This window comes from Pyrolobus fumarii 1A (assembly GCF_000223395.1).
GTDB classification, from domain to species: domain Archaea; phylum Thermoproteota; class Thermoprotei_A; order Sulfolobales; family Pyrodictiaceae; genus Pyrolobus; species Pyrolobus fumarii.
On the sequence record NC_015931.1, the window covers coordinates 1,363,208 to 1,378,533 of the forward strand.

15 protein-coding genes are annotated in these 15,326 nt (G+C 51.7%); 10 read left to right on the top strand and 5 right to left on the bottom strand.

Features of this window, described 5'->3' with window-relative positions:
• Positions 1–35: 35 nt before the first annotated feature.
• Positions 36–578 (top strand): TATA-box-binding protein, encoded by a 543-nt coding sequence (locus tag PYRFU_RS07140; protein ID WP_425277010.1) that lies wholly within the window; start codon positions 36–38, stop codon positions 576–578.
• Here the strand turns inward: PYRFU_RS07140 and PYRFU_RS07145 are convergent.
• Both PYRFU_RS07145 and PYRFU_RS07150 read right to left on the bottom strand, forming a co-directional pair.
• Complete coding sequence (locus tag PYRFU_RS07145) at positions 537–1,346, bottom strand: metallophosphoesterase (RefSeq protein ID WP_048191849.1); 810 nt, start codon at positions 1,344–1,346, stop codon at positions 537–539. The genes PYRFU_RS07140 and PYRFU_RS07145 overlap by 42 nt on opposite strands.
• A gap of 1,693 nt (positions 1,347–3,039) precedes the next feature.
• On the bottom strand, positions 3,040–3,330 hold the full coding sequence (locus tag PYRFU_RS07150) for a 50S ribosomal protein L38e (RefSeq protein WP_014026989.1): 291 nt from the start codon (positions 3,328–3,330) through the stop codon (positions 3,040–3,042).
• 154 nt (positions 3,331–3,484) lie between these two features.
• On the opposite strand from PYRFU_RS07150, the gene PYRFU_RS07155 reads away from it, so the two are divergent.
• From PYRFU_RS07155 to PYRFU_RS07165, 3 genes are all read left to right on the top strand, one after another.
• Entirely contained in the window at positions 3,485–4,759 is a 1,275-nt protein-coding gene (locus PYRFU_RS07155) for an MBL fold metallo-hydrolase (RefSeq protein WP_244403840.1), read from the top strand.
• Positions 4,760–5,088: 329 nt separating this feature from the next.
• Positions 5,089–5,439 carry a hypothetical protein gene (locus PYRFU_RS07160; protein WP_048191852.1) on the top strand — a complete coding sequence of 117 codons (351 nt, stop codon included), beginning with the start codon at positions 5,089–5,091 and terminating at the stop codon, positions 5,437–5,439.
• A 66-nt stretch (positions 5,440–5,505) separates the two neighbouring features.
• Positions 5,506–7,080, top strand: coding sequence for a hypothetical protein (locus PYRFU_RS07165; RefSeq protein WP_014026992.1), 1,575 nt, complete (start codon positions 5,506–5,508; stop codon positions 7,078–7,080).
• 120 nt (positions 7,081–7,200) lie between these two features.
• Here PYRFU_RS07165 and PYRFU_RS07170 read toward each other — a convergent pair whose 3' ends face one another.
• Positions 7,201–8,469, bottom strand: a complete 1,269-nt coding sequence (locus PYRFU_RS07170; RefSeq protein ID WP_014026993.1) for a translation initiation factor IF-2 subunit gamma — start codon at positions 8,467–8,469, stop codon at positions 7,201–7,203.
• 82 nt (positions 8,470–8,551) lie between these two features.
• Between PYRFU_RS07170 and PYRFU_RS07175 the strand changes: the two genes are divergently transcribed.
• Positions 8,552–9,166 carry a metallophosphoesterase family protein gene (locus tag PYRFU_RS07175; RefSeq protein ID WP_014026994.1) on the top strand — a complete coding sequence of 205 codons (615 nt, stop codon included), beginning with the start codon at positions 8,552–8,554 and terminating at the stop codon, positions 9,164–9,166.
• Between the two features lie 82 nt (positions 9,167–9,248).
• Positions 9,249–10,622 (top strand): hypothetical protein, encoded by a 1,374-nt coding sequence (locus PYRFU_RS07180; RefSeq protein ID WP_014026995.1) that lies wholly within the window; start codon positions 9,249–9,251, stop codon positions 10,620–10,622.
• Between the two features lie 75 nt (positions 10,623–10,697).
• On the opposite strand, the gene PYRFU_RS07185 is transcribed toward PYRFU_RS07180, so the two are convergent.
• A complete protein-coding gene (locus PYRFU_RS07185) occupies positions 10,698–11,258 on the bottom strand; it encodes an SLOG cluster 4 domain-containing protein (protein WP_014026996.1) in 561 nt (186 codons plus the stop codon).
• Positions 11,259–11,413: 155 nt separating this feature from the next.
• Here PYRFU_RS07185 and PYRFU_RS07190 point away from each other — a divergent pair, with 155 nt between their 5' ends.
• Genes PYRFU_RS07190 through PYRFU_RS07200 form a run of 3 tightly spaced genes read left to right on the top strand, consistent with a single transcriptional unit; the run spans position 11,414 to position 13,560 of the window.
• Positions 11,414–11,890: a hypothetical protein gene (locus PYRFU_RS07190; protein ID WP_014026997.1), complete on the top strand. Its 477-nt coding sequence runs from the start codon at positions 11,414–11,416 to the stop codon at positions 11,888–11,890.
• Between the two features lie 12 nt (positions 11,891–11,902).
• Positions 11,903–12,805 carry an inositol monophosphatase family protein gene (locus PYRFU_RS07195; RefSeq protein WP_014026998.1) on the top strand — a complete coding sequence of 301 codons (903 nt, stop codon included), beginning with the start codon at positions 11,903–11,905 and terminating at the stop codon, positions 12,803–12,805.
• Between the two features lie 11 nt (positions 12,806–12,816).
• Positions 12,817–13,560 (top strand): phosphoglycolate phosphatase, encoded by a 744-nt coding sequence (locus PYRFU_RS07200; protein WP_014026999.1) that lies wholly within the window; start codon positions 12,817–12,819, stop codon positions 13,558–13,560.
• On the opposite strand, the gene PYRFU_RS07205 is transcribed toward PYRFU_RS07200, so the two are convergent.
• Complete coding sequence (locus tag PYRFU_RS07205; protein ID WP_014027000.1) at positions 13,550–14,722, bottom strand: RNA ligase; 1,173 nt, start codon at positions 14,720–14,722, stop codon at positions 13,550–13,552. The two genes, PYRFU_RS07200 and PYRFU_RS07205, sit on opposite strands and share 11 nt — an antisense overlap.
• Before the next feature lie 96 nt (positions 14,723–14,818).
• Here PYRFU_RS07205 and PYRFU_RS07210 point away from each other — a divergent pair, with 96 nt between their 5' ends.
• The gene (locus tag PYRFU_RS07210; RefSeq protein WP_014027001.1) at positions 14,819–15,325 is read left to right on the top strand and encodes a hypothetical protein; all 507 of its coding nucleotides are present in this window, start codon (positions 14,819–14,821) and stop codon (positions 15,323–15,325) included.
• Position 15,326 lies beyond the last annotated feature (1 nt).

A 15,326-nucleotide genomic window follows, 5' to 3' on the forward strand; every position in this document is an offset into this window, starting at 1 on the left:
CCCCCGTTATAGAGCCGCCGGAGCCCTCCTACCGCATTGAGAACATCGTTGCAACCGTCACGCTTGACCAGAATCTCGACCTGTATGCCATCGAGACCAGCATACCGAATGTAGAGTATAACCCGGAGCAGTTCCCTGGCCTAGTGTTCCGCCTCGAGGAGCCCAAGGTAACGGCACTGATATTCAAGTCTGGCAAGATGGTTGTCACCGGCGCCAAGAGTACACAGCAGCTGATCGAAGCCGTTAAGAAGATAATAAGGGAGCTCAAGAGGCACGGTATCGTGATAGTGGGTAGGCCCAAGGTACAGATACAGAACATAGTGGCCTCGGCCAACCTCAACGTATGCGTCGATCTAGAGAAGGCTGCGTTGACCCTCGAGAACAGCATGTATGAGCCCGAGCAGTTCCCTGGCCTAATCTACCGCATGCAGAACCCGCGCGTCGTGCTACTCATATTCAGCTCCGGCAAGATGGTCATTACGGGCGCCAAGCGCGAGGAGGAGGTCAAGGAGGCTGTGTACAACATTCGCGACACGCTAGCCAAGATGAGAGCGCTGAGACCCTGCCCATCCGAGTAACCCGCCAGCCTCCTCCGGCGCTAGTATCTCCTCGAGCTCGCCCAGCTCGGGGAACTCTAACACACCTAGACCCTCAGCTATAACGAACGGCTTCATCTTATGCAGGTCCACCTCTTTTCTCAGTATGGGCGATAGGTACGTCTCCGGCATTGTAGAGACTGTTGTACCCGTCTGGTAGACGCCCGTCGCCGGCAGAACTATGAGTGTCGCGCCGGTCGGCTCGTGGCGCCCCACGAGGAAGCATGGGGCTTTTGCCACGTATCCTACCTTGTCCTTCAACGATATACTGGGGTGCTCGTGGCCCATGATTATGATTCTCGGCTTTACTCCCTCCGGGAGCTGCTTGTGCCCGTGGATGAATACTATACCGTCTATCTCAAGATGCCCCTTTACAACTTCAACGTCATAGTCCTTCGCCACAACCACTAGGTAACTATCGTGGTTGCCCTTGACGATCTTTACCTCTACACCCTTCTGCTTTAGGTACTCGAATAACTTGGCTACTTCCTCCCTCTCGAGCCTAGTCAGCCTCTCGAACGTGTGTTTCACGTCGCCGACTATGATTACCCTATCCGGGTCATAGAGGCTGAAGGCCTCCTCTAGCATCTTCAATGCTCTCTTTAGCTGAACGCGTGGCAGGAAGTAGCCGTGCTTAGCAGCCTCCTCCTCAAACCCCAGGTGTAGATCTGCAAACACCAGCGCCCTCAAACTACGTATGTATACTGCGGGGTGCTCCGCTACTGGCTCTATTCCAGGCACCAGCTCCACACTCTACACCGGTATTATCGCGTGCAGACACCCCGTGATAAGGCAAGAGCGGTGTACCAGACACTCGACCGGTACACCCACCCCCATCGTTCACAACAACAATCACGCGACGACGATTATCGGGGACTTCTGTTCAGCCGACACTAGCATTAACACACACCACACGAGCACACTACAAGAGCGCAACTTCACACCCTACACGGTACACCACACTACAACACTACGATGATATCAGAGTATAACCAAGTAATCGTACTATACGCATTGCACACCAACAATCCATCTCGTTACCCGCGTTCATTATCGTAGAGTGGTTGACACGCTCGATCCTATGCTATCATGCACGTGCAGAGCCTAGTTGGAGACACTCAAACCAATACATGGAGTGTGATCAGTCGAGCTGCATGACGCCACGTATATCGCTAAACACCAAGATGCATTACTCCCAGTGTATACGCTCATTACCGGGAACCTACCATGCACGAAATGCGTACCAATGCCGCCAGAGACTCCTTCAGCACCTAGAGCTGTTTACACGATTCGCCTCTAACACCTCTAACGTCCAAACCCACATCTATCACCGCTAAACTCACACAGGTGCAACCAGTGTTAGCGTCCGCTGTACACAACCTGCAAAGCTGGGTGCACCAGTCTACCACCCGATACAACTACCGGTACACCGTCTAGTATTAGGGACAGTTCACTATTCTACTAGGCAAGGCGCAAATACCAAATACTTACGCTCAACGCGAAAAACAGTCACACTGCACGCATCGCGACACACGCTTTACTCGACTCGCAGAGATCAGCGCATATCCGAGAAGCATCTGCCCATCGGCGTGTCGGACTTTACTGCTTATATCCTCCTTTGACCTCGCAAAGATTCTTGTATCAAGGCGCTGGCCACACGCTTAACTGTTGATACGAACATACGAGCTTCTCAAAATTCCATGCCCACAAGACGTATGTGAAAGTAACACGGGGCCATGCACGCTCCAGCTGCGGGATCCGTAGTGAGCTAGGCCGCACAGCCTCCACACTATGCACCTACACCAAACGCGTATTACTATCCGGCGCGTGTTACCACCAGACTCTCTGCCGCTATCCCCGCTGCGTAGAGAGCTAGGTCACGCAACCAGCAAACAACCCATTCGACTCCACAACGTATTACTAGCAGTGTGTAATACGGGTCTTTGCTGCTCACCGCTTCTGGTTAGCGTTTGGGCATCCCCATCTGACCCCCCAGCGCTATACCCTGCCCCGCCAGCGTATTACTTTGCCTTGCGCTACTCCCGATGCCTCACGGATATTCCGCCATATCCTGTTACCCCGCCGCCTTGGGCCGCGAACCATCACCCAAATCACACCATCGCTCTACATCGGTATGGTTGTGGCGGGATGTAGCCCCACGGTGAAGTTAACTGGCGGTTAACTTCACCGCCGGTAGATTTAACCACAGTTTCTTGTGGAGGCATGGAGGGGTCTTGGAGGAGCTAGCGTTGCAAATGGTTATGGCGGGTTGCTGTGGCCAGTTGCCGTACCCGCCGAACTGTTGCCTTCTCACCATTGCCCCTGGCTCCCAAACAGGTCGAGGGTTCCTGTGATGCTGTTCGCAGGGTTTGACCTTAAGTGCACTAGTGTATTAACCGGTGCACCGTCCAATCCACTCGTGCAGAAAATAAATATTGGAGTGTTATGATAGTTGTTGTTCTACGTCCTTGTCTAGTACGACTAGGTTGCCTCCGCACACTTCGCCCTTTGCAACCATGTCTTTCAACTGCTTCGCGAACTCGAGTCCTTTCTCGTAGTCCTCGAACTTCAACGTGTATAGGTAGCGACGTGTTCTAGCCTTGACCTTTAGGATGGGCCTTTTCTCAACACCATTCTCCGTTTTGACATACACATAGCTCTTCTTTACGCGGCACTCACTCGCCCTCTTAGCCGCCTCGAGGAACTCTTCTACAGTTTTTACCTCCTTGGGCATTCTGCTCGCCCATGCCGCTCGGCTAGCTCAACCCCTCTTAACTCCTCGCGAGGGATAGACGAATGACGCAACGTTTTGAGGGGTGGCTTGCCCCGTAGGATGCTGGTGGTTATAGGGGTGACTTCGCCTCTCCTAGTAGCGTAGGGTTGGCGAGGTGAGCACAGTGAGTGTAGAAGTTGAAGTGCTTGGCGGGGCACGTGAAGTCGGCCGTGCTAGCATAGCACTGCGGTACAAAGGTAGAGTCTTATTGCTAGATGCTGGCGTAAACTTCGATGAGGAGGATAAGCCCGTCTTCGCGCGCACTGTACCACCGAGGGATGTCGACGGCATTGTACTGACTCATGCGCACCTGGATCATATCGGTACTGCCCCGGCCTATTACATTACCTACCAGCCTCCGATAATCGCGACTAAGCCTACGTTCGAGATGGCGCGGTTGATGTGGGAGGACTTCCTGAAACTTAATGGCTACTACTCTATGTATGAGGATGCTGAAGTCAAGAGGCTCATGGAAGCCGCAGTCTACGCGAGATACTATAGCCCGATAAGAGTTGGGGACGAGTTCTCCGTGACTCTATATCCTGCAGGCCATATACCTGGTAGCGCGATGGTCTATGTGGAGGTTGGCGGCCGCCGCATACTCTACACGGGCGACGTTAACACCATCTACACGAAGCTTATGGAGCCGGCCCGTGTTGACGGCATGCCTCCGGTCGACCTTATGATAATGGAGGCTACGTATGGAGCGTCAACACACCCGCCTAGGAAGATTGTCGAAGAGAGGCTCGTTGCGATTGTCGAGGAGGTTGTGGATAGAGGCGGTACTGTGTTGATACCGGCTTTCAGCATTAGCAGAGGACAAGAGGTTATGATGATACTGGCGGAGCGCGACCTTGGCATCGACGTTGCGGTTGACGGGATGGTTAGACAGGTTACCGACATTTTCCTTGAGAACCCGTCGTACATTCGCAACGTCGAACTATTGGCTAAGGCTAGGGAGGAGTTCCTCTTCGTCCAAGGCTGGCAGGATAGGAGAAAGGTGTGGAAACGACCCGGCGTCATAATAGCGTCTGCTGGCATGTTGAAGGGCGGCCCAAGCCTCTACTATCTCAAGAAGATTATGGGCAACCCGAAGAACGCGGTCGTGATGGTCAGCTTCCAGGCGCCTGGTACGCCAGGCCGCAAGATACTCGAGGAGGGTCTGTTCCATGAGACCGGCGAGCCTATCAGAGCGAGAGTAGAGTGGCTTGACCTGTCTAGCCACGCCGACCGTAGAGGGTTACTCGAGCTGGTAGCGCGCATAAAACCAGCCAAGGTGCTAATAGTTCATAGTGATGGTACCGTAGCCGATAGCTTTGCCCAACTTGTAAGGGATAAGCTTGGCGTTGACGTGGAGGTTGCCGAGGAGGGGAGGAAATACACCCTTTAGACTAATGATGAGTGTTGATTGCGGCCGGGAGTGACCCGACCCCTGCCCATCGAGCCCCGACGACACGGGGTCGCGTCGCAGGGGACCGGGGAGCCATTCACATCATTAGGCTCACCCTGGTCTTTAGCTTAGCGGGTTATGAGGAGTAGCGGGGGAGCAACCGGATACCCGCCTTCACCCGCGCGCCCTGCGGCGCTGTCTGGCGGGTGACCCCGGTTGCCATTCTGAAAGCTACTCGATCTCCGGGTTTAACTATAGTGTCGTTTAGTTTCGACTTTGAGTCCCGGTCTACTGGTGTATAGCTTAGTCGAGTGACGGGTGTACCCGTCTTGCCAGCGAGAGGCGAGGCTACAGTTCTCTCGTCGGCACTGCTTCTTGGCATCACTTTGGTTCTTGGCACTGTGCTAGCCATTTACGCTGCAACTGTAGCTACGGGAACCAGCACCGATACCAAGCCGTGCACGATAAGTACGTTGAAAGTTGCTGATGGCGTGCTCGTGTACAACTCGTGCCCCTATGCGGTCAATATCACGTTTCTGCCGCCAGGCGCCTATACAGTGTTGACAACGTCTGGCAGTGTAAACGTGTCAATGGTTACCCTCGAACCTGGAGAGGCTATTCTGGTAAAAGGCGGTGTAAAGGCTGTTGAGTCTGAGGGTATCATCATCGAGGTGAGCTAACACCATGCTAACACTCAATGATTTAAAGTTTAAGGGGTTATGTATACCCACGGCACGGTGCACGATATGAAATATCGAAGAACACTTGCCAGCATCTATGCTTTTGTATCCCTGACGTTGTACCTCTACGTGTATCCATTGGTTAGCGATGAGCTAACATCGCTTGCTATAGCAGCCGCTGTGGGCTGGGCCGCAGCCTATACAGCTTATACGGTGCCACGATATAGTGGTATCATTTTCAGTCTAGCCGCCATAGCAGCGATGCTTTCGCTGGCATCGGCTTCCCCCGCCCATTGGCTTTACATCGCACTTTCAGATTTCATTGTACTATTGTCTTATGTGATGTTAACGCTAGCGTTGCTTGCCGCAGGCGTAAGCATAAGGAGATATATTGGCATTATAGCCGCGAGTACCGGGCTACTAGCTGGTGCTACACTACACGCTCCCTACGGTCATTTGGCTGCCATTGGTTTACTGGCCATGTATGCCGCGCTGAGCGGCAGCGTATCAAGGACGCTCATAGCGCTCCTGTTTGAGGAATATACTAGGTTCTCATTATCAATGTGCATTGCGAGCATGGGCATTGTTAAGTGTTTTGACGGGTTCACAGAGGTGCCTACAAGACCGATAAAGCCGCTGGTAGATGCGCTACTAGAGCCCATAGGCAAGATGAGTCCAGAAGTAATTCAGGTGTTGTATAAGCCTTTGTCGTTCTTTGTCCTCACGTTCGCAGGGGCTATGCTAGTCTATGGTGTCACAGCCGCCGTAGCATCTAGTGTTGAGAGGCGTCTGGCTAGGTGGACCCCCGAGGCCGCTGCTATAACAAAGCATAGCATCATTCTGTCATCAGCACTCTCATTACTGTCTTACTTCACGGCACTAAACTTATTCGTAACATCATCCTGGCTACTCTCTTGCAACTTTAGAACACCATTTATACCAACATTCATAATAGCTGCATCAATAGCAACTACATCTATACTTGTGAAGCTACTTCACTATATATCGTCTATACGCTCTCTAAGTGAGGAAAAGAACAGCCTCATAGAGTCTATAGATGCACTACGCCAGGATGTTATTAGGCTCTTGAACGAGTCACGCACCTCGAGGGTCACTCCGAGAAATACGAGTGAGAAACTTAAGGCTCTACTTGAGAAGCTAGATAACCTCAAGGCTAGGGTTGTAAAAGCAGGTCTACTGGAGCTGCCCAACTTAGAGAGGCTGCTCACCGAGTTTGAAGCCGAGTATCGCGATATCGGCAACAGCATTGTAGCTAGTCTTGAGCACACACTATCTGCTATACATGATTCTTGCAGGATGTTATCACGGTGGGCGAGTGAACACAGCCTACCTAAGGATTGCCACGAGGCACCACTTGATATACGAGGCCGAGATGCACACAGAGCAATTATCGAGGTTGAACGTGCAGCCCAGAAGCTCCTAGAATACATCGAGTTACTCCTGGACGAGATAGAGGTTGAAGCCGAAGAGGCAAAGATAGAGGCGAAGGAGCTGCTAGAGCTTAGAAAGCTAGTAGAGAGTATAGACTTTAGCGACCCCGAGACCTTGAGAAACCAAACAAGAGAGTTCATATTGAAGGCGTCTAGCATACTCGGAAGGGTGTACACGAGACAAGCCTAACGTAAAACAACTAGGAGTGTTTAACCGCCACCCATACGTTCATCCAAACGGCCGATGAGGGTTTTGGCTACCTCCAGAGGCTCTCGGCCGGTGAAGAAACCCGGCCTTACCGACGGCCGTCTAGTCCTTCACCACGCCCCAGCCCACGAGCCTCCAGCGTCCACGCACCTGACGCGAAATCGCTACATGAGCACCGGGCCAAGCTACTACGGGTCGTCTTAGTGCGACTTCCATCTCGTCACTTGTCACTCTAGTCACAATGCCCATTGTTATTGCCGTTCCCACGGTTATCATGAGCGGTTCGCGCACTCTTATTGGCTGGACTCTAACTAGGTCCTTAGTACCAACAACCCTCTCTAGGAGCCTATATTCGAGGCGTAGAGTATTGTAAGTCGGCGGTAGATGCCCAGGCTTGCCGACCACGTTACCCACTAGGCTATCAGCTTTAGTTACGCTTGGATCAAGCTTAGTGCCTACCGCTACTAGGCCTCCAGGCTTAGCCTCCTCGACCTCCAGGTTGTCAAACCGCAGGCTCACAACTTCTGTTACAAGAGGCTCGTACTCTACGCGCCCGCCCTTCTTCTCCACACGAACACCCGGCGCTATCTCAATTTCATCGCCTACCCTAAGCACACCCTGGACTAGACTACCGCCCAGCACACCACCAACCATCTTCTCTGGTGGTGTTCCAGGCTTGTTAACGTCGAAGCTTCTCGCCACGAACATCAGCGGCGGTTTGGATAGGTCGCGTTGCGGCGTTGGGATGAAAGCTTCAATAGCCATCAGCAACGCGTCTATGTTTACCTTGTGTAGCGCGCTAACAGGTATTACTGGTAGCTTCTCAGCCCACGTGCCACGCAAGAACTCGCGTATCTCCTCATAGTTCTTCTTAGCCTGCTCGGGCGTCACAACATCAACTTTGTTCTGGACTATCACTAGACGCCTAACACCTATTATGTCGAGCGCTACAAAATGCTCGCGGGTCTGCGGCTGGGGGCACTTCTCGTTGGCCGCAATGACTAGAAGCGCGCCATCCATCAGCGCTGCGCCGCTAAGCATCGTAGCCATCAAAACCTCGTGACCGGGAGCATCGACAAAGCTTACTTTGCGTAGCAGTTTGGGTGTTGTGCCTGGTGGACATTTCTCTGGCGCAGGCTGATAGGCGTCAGGCTCCTCGGCGCCCTCACAGTACCATATCTCGCCAGTTGCATAGCCTAGCTTGATGGTCATACCTCTCTTTAGCTCCTCACTGTGCTTCGCCGTCCACACGCCAGTTATCGCTTGCACTAGAGTAGTCTTACCGTGGTCCACGTGACCAACGGTACCGATGTTAACTTCTGGCTGCCTACGCCTCTGAGCTTCAATCTCCTCCTTATCCACGAGGCTCAAGTGCACCCTACCGTGACCAAATCCGCCACACTAGGCCTAATAAGTAGGGTTTTCCTCGCCACGACGCTATAGGGTAGGACGTATGTTCAGAATCCTTCATGTTTCTGATATCCACTGCAGCCTTGATAATCTAGAGGAGGTGGTGGAGGCTGAACGAGGGAACTTCGACGTACTTGCCATAACTGGCGATATATGTTGCAACTCTCGTCTACGCAGAATACTGAGTACAACCGGTAGCAAGGTGCTCGCCGTAACCGGCAACATGGATGACATACATATTGCGAGGCTTTTACGCGATTATGGATGGCTGCTTGACGGTCGTGTAGAGGTTATCGGTAAGTATGTCATAGCGGGTGTTGGCGGCTTACAACCTGTGCAGGATGTAGCGAGGCTCGAAGAGCTACTCCCCAAAGCACTGACGCGAGAATCCATCCTTATAGTGCTGGCCCACCACCCTATCCACGGTTACCTTGACGTCACGTTCGCTGGTGTACACGCAGGATTATATGAAACAAAGAAGCTAGTAGATCATTTCAAACCACACGTCTACCTTCACGGACATATACACGAGGCCAGAGGTGTAGCACACTACGCTAACACTCTGCTTGTCAACCCAGGGCCCCTCGCCCACGGCTACTACGCAATGATAGAGATGGACGATAGCGGCAATGCACATGCAGAACTAAGAAGCCTTTAGCCTAGAGTTTAACCGCTAGAACAGTTTAACCGCGCGAGTGTAAATACGACACCGCTGCTGCCCAAGCAGGGGGTTAGAACCTTTGACAGTACCAACACTTACTAGCTCATGCCACATCCCAGTTAGACTGGTATCAACTTCTTCGATCCTATTAGCGACGCTAACATTAACCATTATCATCACAACTTCGCTATCCACAGTTGTGGGTCACGCCGCTACTCACAGTATTGTCCTTGAAGTCACGCCGCGCATCGTGTCAACAGACGGCACTCTGCGTATTAAGCTGGTTCAGACGTCACCCGAGTATGAGACTGTCGCAGTTAGATTAGAGGGGCCGAGCAGCACAGGCTATATGACGTTGAGTGCCGGCTCTATAGTGGCCATAGATTTGAGCACGTACAGGTTACCTCCAGGACTCTATTATGTCACCGCATATGATACTCCTGGCGGCAAACGCCTCACATCTGTACCCGTGCTACTCGTCAACGTCAAACTAACATTTACACCGCCAAGACCAAGCATAGGCCAAGAGTTCCTTGCAACACCATTGATAGAGCCGCCCGGCTACGACTATCGCATCACTATAAAGGTTGACAACAAGATTATTGGAGAGACAGAGCCAGGCACTGGCGTGAAACTCAGGTTAGACACTAGAGGACCACATACAATATGCATCGACATCTCAGCAAACATACAAGGCCAGATCTACAACGAGGCTAACGTGACATGTACTCAATTAGTTTTGAACGTCCCTCCGACAATAGGCGCCCAGACAATGCTAGAAGGCAATTACATAACCTTATTGCTGGACGTGCGCGACCCAGATGGCGTACTCATCTCGGCATCCTACAATTGTACAATTGATGGACTTACTTGGAGCGGATACCTACCAGGCGGCATTTCACGCGTAAAACTACTGACCATAGATGACGCATATACCATTCTAAACGAGACGAGCGGCCTCGCACTACTCAAGTGCACTATATCCGCAGTTGACGACTCAGGAGCCAGGGCTACAAAGCTCTTGGTGGAGCGTCTCGCAGACATACTTGCAGCAACCACTATAGAGGAATCGAATAGACAAACAGGGACACCTAAGAGAACGGCACAAAAAGAGACTGCAACCACAACACAAGCGTCACATGGAGGGTCACCACCCTTACCCTCCGAGATTCTCATACCACTAGCTGCCATCATACCCCTAGTAGGCGGCTTAGCCGCTCTGTTCATACTGCGCAAGAAGAAGATGGGTATGAAGCAAAAGACTGCACCACCAAAACCTGCGAGAGAGCGTACCGCGGTGGAGCAAAGCAGAGAGGAGCTAGCAAACGTGATAGCTAGACTTGATAAGCTCGAGAGACAAATGGAAGAGCTTATAGGGATAGTTGGCGAGCTTCGTGGCGAAGTAGACGAGCTAAGATCTCATGTGAAAAAGCTCGAAGAGCGTAGGAGATAACCCATCTACATCAACGTCCTATGGGGGGTCTGTGAGGATAAGCACCTCCTCTGAGAGCGGTGAAGACCGGACACCTTACCGAGACCCCCGCCACGGCGACGACTTCAACCCTAAGTTACATGCTAACTCGCCCGCTTCTCCTGGATCTCGTGTATAGTACACACCTCGCCCGATACGCTCATCAAAGACACCATTAGGGTATGCTTCGCTAAGCTTGTCACTTGGAAGCCCTGTACCAGTTAGGTAAACTACCGGCACACCTATGCCATAGGCCGCTAACGCTTCCAGCATGGTGCCGGAAGCACCACCAGCCACTATAACGACATCACAGCTTCTTACCAGAACCGCGCTCCTAGCCTTGGAGTCCATACCCGTACGTACTATAATGGCGCCATCAGGCTCGTCAACAAGCTCGTAGTCACGAGGTATCACGAGAACCACGGGAACCCCATGCTCTATGAGTCTGGCTGCTGCTACACGCATCAATCCACGGTATCCACCCAAGAATCCAACAAGCTTCACCCCTCTACGACTACACGATTCTACAAGTGCATCCACAAGCTGCACTACTTTCCTCGCCACATCCTCGCCAGCCTCACCACTGTAAGCAGCGATACAGACTTGCAAGTATCTCATGGGGGGCCCTGCCCTACTCCAACCCCTCATCAGATTTGAGTATTAGGAGATTTTCAGCGTCTAGCAGCTCCGGTCATCGGGCCCCCATAATAGTAACCTGGTTTAACCAGTTAGGATGTAACGCTTTCACGCTGAGTCTACAGTGGGGTGGCATCGTGTCAGCCGAGATTCGAGCTAAGTACGACGATGTGTATAAGGCGCTTGAGCCGCTTCGTGGTTTAAACTTACTCGGCACATTGAATGGTCCCCCGACAAACCGTTTCCCTCTACGCGAGCTCGTAGAGAAGCTTTCCAACGAATTCATAGAGGATACGGAGTATCGCGGCCATAGGATAGTTGTGTTTCCTCTCGCCAATAACCGTATAGTGATATGCCATTTTGGTCTAGAGGAAGCTGACGACTTCTGTATCTGTGTTGAGGGCGAGAATGCGTGGAAAAGGATACACGAAGCTACCGTCAAATTATCAAAGCTCTTCAAGGAGTCATATACGCTGATGCTCCAGGCTATTGTGCATGCACTGCAGGGCATGATAACAGCTGAGGAGGGAGCTAAGGAGAAGATAGAAGATCCCGACGAGGTTATCGAGGAGCTTCTAACGTGGCTCCCCGAGTACGTGGCTATAGAGGAGTGAGGGCTGCGCACCATGGAGTGGAGCCCGCCCGAGCTTCGCAAAATACTCACACGCGTGGCAGGCGAGGCTGCAGGCTTCCTACGGGACAAGTTTGGCAGTATCAACCTCCTAGAGGTGCACGGAGTTAAAGCCCGAGATGAGACGATGCGCATCGACCTTGAGGTTGAAAACTACGTATTCGAGCTATTAAAGGCCGAGGGTTTGAAGTGTCTCGTTGCAACTGAGGAGCGAGGCGTCGTGAAACTAGGCAACGATCCAGTGGTAATAGTGCTTGACCCACTAGATGGTAGCAAGAATTTTGCATCATTCGTGCCGTGGGCTGCTGTTAGTCTAGCCGCTGCACCAATAAACAACACTGAACCGCCACGTTTAACCGACATTGTAGCTGGTGCTGTCGCACCGATTTTCAACTGGCCGGTTATCAGCTTCGCAAAAGGCGAGGGAGTACACGAAGGCGAAGATAAGCCTCTAATGACTCCTACACGACGCCTACTGCTCTATTACGCCGAGAATGCACAACAAGCACTTATCGTCGAGAAGTTAATCGAAGCGTTAAAAGCTAGAGGCATGAGGGTAAGTGCACGTTCACTTGGCTCTGCTTCCCTAGAGGTTAGTTGGGCTGGCATAGGAAGAGCGTTGGCATTCATAGACGTGCGGGGTAAGCTACGCACTATAGACATTACCGCAGCCGTCCACATAGCTCTAGAGGCTGGTAGCTACGTTATCGTCGAGCGCTGGGGAGCTAGGATAGACCGCGTAGAGGAGGTTGGCACAGTAATCGTTGCACCCCCCGACACATGGGGCATAGTGAAGAGTGTGTTATGCGAAACAGGCCACTGTAATCTGGTCGACCAAGCTCTGAGTAGGAAGGAGACGCAACTAATACCCGTAGCTCGTGCCACGCAAGGCCACTAGGGTTACAGCTAATGCCACGGCTGAGGGCTCTCGCGGTAGACATAGATGGCACTCTGACAATCAACAGAGGCATCTTCACACTCGATCTAGAAGCCATCAATATGCTACGCGAGCTATCGTCTCACGGTATACACATTATACTCGTTACTGGTAACAGCCTCCCCGTAACGGCTGGCCTCGCGCGCTACCTCGGCTTTGACTATTCACCTCACGTCGCCGAAAACGGATGCATGGTGTTTTACCGCGGTTCGAGAATAAGGACGTGCACCGGAGATGCTAGCACGGCCGCTAGACTTGTAGAAGAGCATCTCTCGGATATACTCTATCCTAGCTGGCAGAACCCCTATCGACACTGCGACTATGCCTTTAATCTTAGAAGTGGCGTCGACCCACAAGCAGCACTAGAGAAGGTACGTAACTTGCTACATAGAGAGGGTCTTGAAGGCATCAGCATAGGATATAGTGGTTACGCTATACACGTGAAGCCATCATGTGTTAGCAAGGCACGCGGCCTCCTAAAAGCTTTAGAGCTTGTCGGCGTTAAGACGACAGAAACTGTAGCTATAGGCGACTCGGCTCTCGATGTAGAGCTTAAGCATGCCAGCGCAGTCCTAGTCGCTGTTGGCAATGCCGATGAGGAGCTAAAACAAGCTGCTCATATCGTAGCACCTGGTAGAAGTAGCGAATCTGTCAAGTGGCTCGTCAAGCTCCTGCTGGAAAAGAATCTTGAACTAGATGGGCTTCTTAGTCAATAGGACTTAGCCCTGTCTCTAGTATCTTCTGCACCTCGCGCCACGTATCCTTAACCTTTCTTATCCTCGCGACAATACTACCATCACTACGTTGCTCTACCCCAGCAACTATGATGTCAACACCTAGAGACGCCATGTAGTCCAGGAACTCTTCAAAATCGTCTCTAGTATCGAAAGGCAACATGAACTCCTCATACAACATTTTACCGTTTTTAACCTCCTTTACAGCCTCGATGGCCGGCTCCAGGATAGCCTTCCCCAAGTTCTGCTCTGCAAGTAACAAACGCCTATCATCCCATCCCTCCTCCACAGCCTTGAATATTTCACGTAGTATTCGTGAGAAGAGGTAGTTTCTACCCTCATCAAACGGGAATCTCATACCAATCTCGATGTCGTGTATGTTTATGAAGCTCGTAGTGTATTTCAAGGGTGGGACTCGATACTCTGGGTCTTTAAGGACAACACCCTCCCTTCCACGTCGTTCAAGATCCTCAATTATCTTCCTGAAGGCCTTGATATCGTTTTTATCTATCTCACCTAGCACGGGAACGTGTAGCAATCCATGCTTTTCAACTATCTCTTTTCGCTCATGTGGAGGCAGAAACTTCTCACCATGTACAATATCGAAGATGAAATAGGCAAACCCTCCGGCCTCGGGGTAGTAGAAGCGCACGTATGGATTCTCTAGCCCTATGACCTCACCGGCTACTACGAGTTCCTCGCCCTCCTCTCGGAATAGGCTAGTTAGTTTATCACCGTAGAGTTTACGTATACGCTGCGTCGTGTATGGACAGATAAGACCGCCTCTTGTTACAGCAACGATCTCGTCGCGTAGTTTAACAACTCTAACGTTATACCCATTCAGCTTCTCCTCAACAACTATCTTATCAATGAAGTGTTTGGGCAGCGCTACACTCGGGAGGAGCACTCGCTGTATAGACGGGTATCCTGGGACTACACGGTAGCCGTCAGGCCATACGGCTATTAGCGTGCCTTCACGTAGACCGTAAACGTCCTTGCGCAGAGAGAAGTATGTGACATTCCTCCATTTCATTAGACGCACAACGTTACGTCTTCGTGCAAGCCGCTCGGCCTCCTCAATATTCACGTTAAGCGCCTCTGCTAGCTTCTCAATCATCCACCTTTCTAGAGGTATACGTATCAATGTGCGTAACCCTTTGAGTGAAACCTAGCTCCACCCTCTTATTCAGCCCGGCTTGCAGAACATGTGAGTTTGGAAGATGAGAACCGGGGGACATAGATGAAGAGCCGTCAAGTCAGACTTGTACGTGGGTTTGAGATAACACCCGCCCATCTGGAGAGTCTTGCAATGTACCACGCCGCTATTGATCCTGACTCTGGTCATCTAGTCTGCCACGGATACAGCCTGCAAGTTGTAACTCTGGTTGTAGATGGTAACCCCGTTCCAGCATTACTGATCGATGAGAGTCTCATATACACGAGCGGCTCCAGGAATGTTGAGTTGCTAGTAAAGGCTTCATCCAAGAAGGTCGAGCATGTAACCATCGACGGCAATGCAATTGTGGCAGATGGTATACGCTTGTCAAACCCCTGGATATTCCACGCCATTAGCATGGCACGAGATTTTAAGTCTGCACCCACACTCTACATAATCACTCTCAAGGTTGACGAGGACCGCGAGAGCAATGCCCTCATGCTAGTCTATACTAAGCCGGAGCACCACGCCTTCATAGCACTAGAGTATGGAAGGCCACGAGAGGATAAGCCTCCTACCTTACACGTCTAGC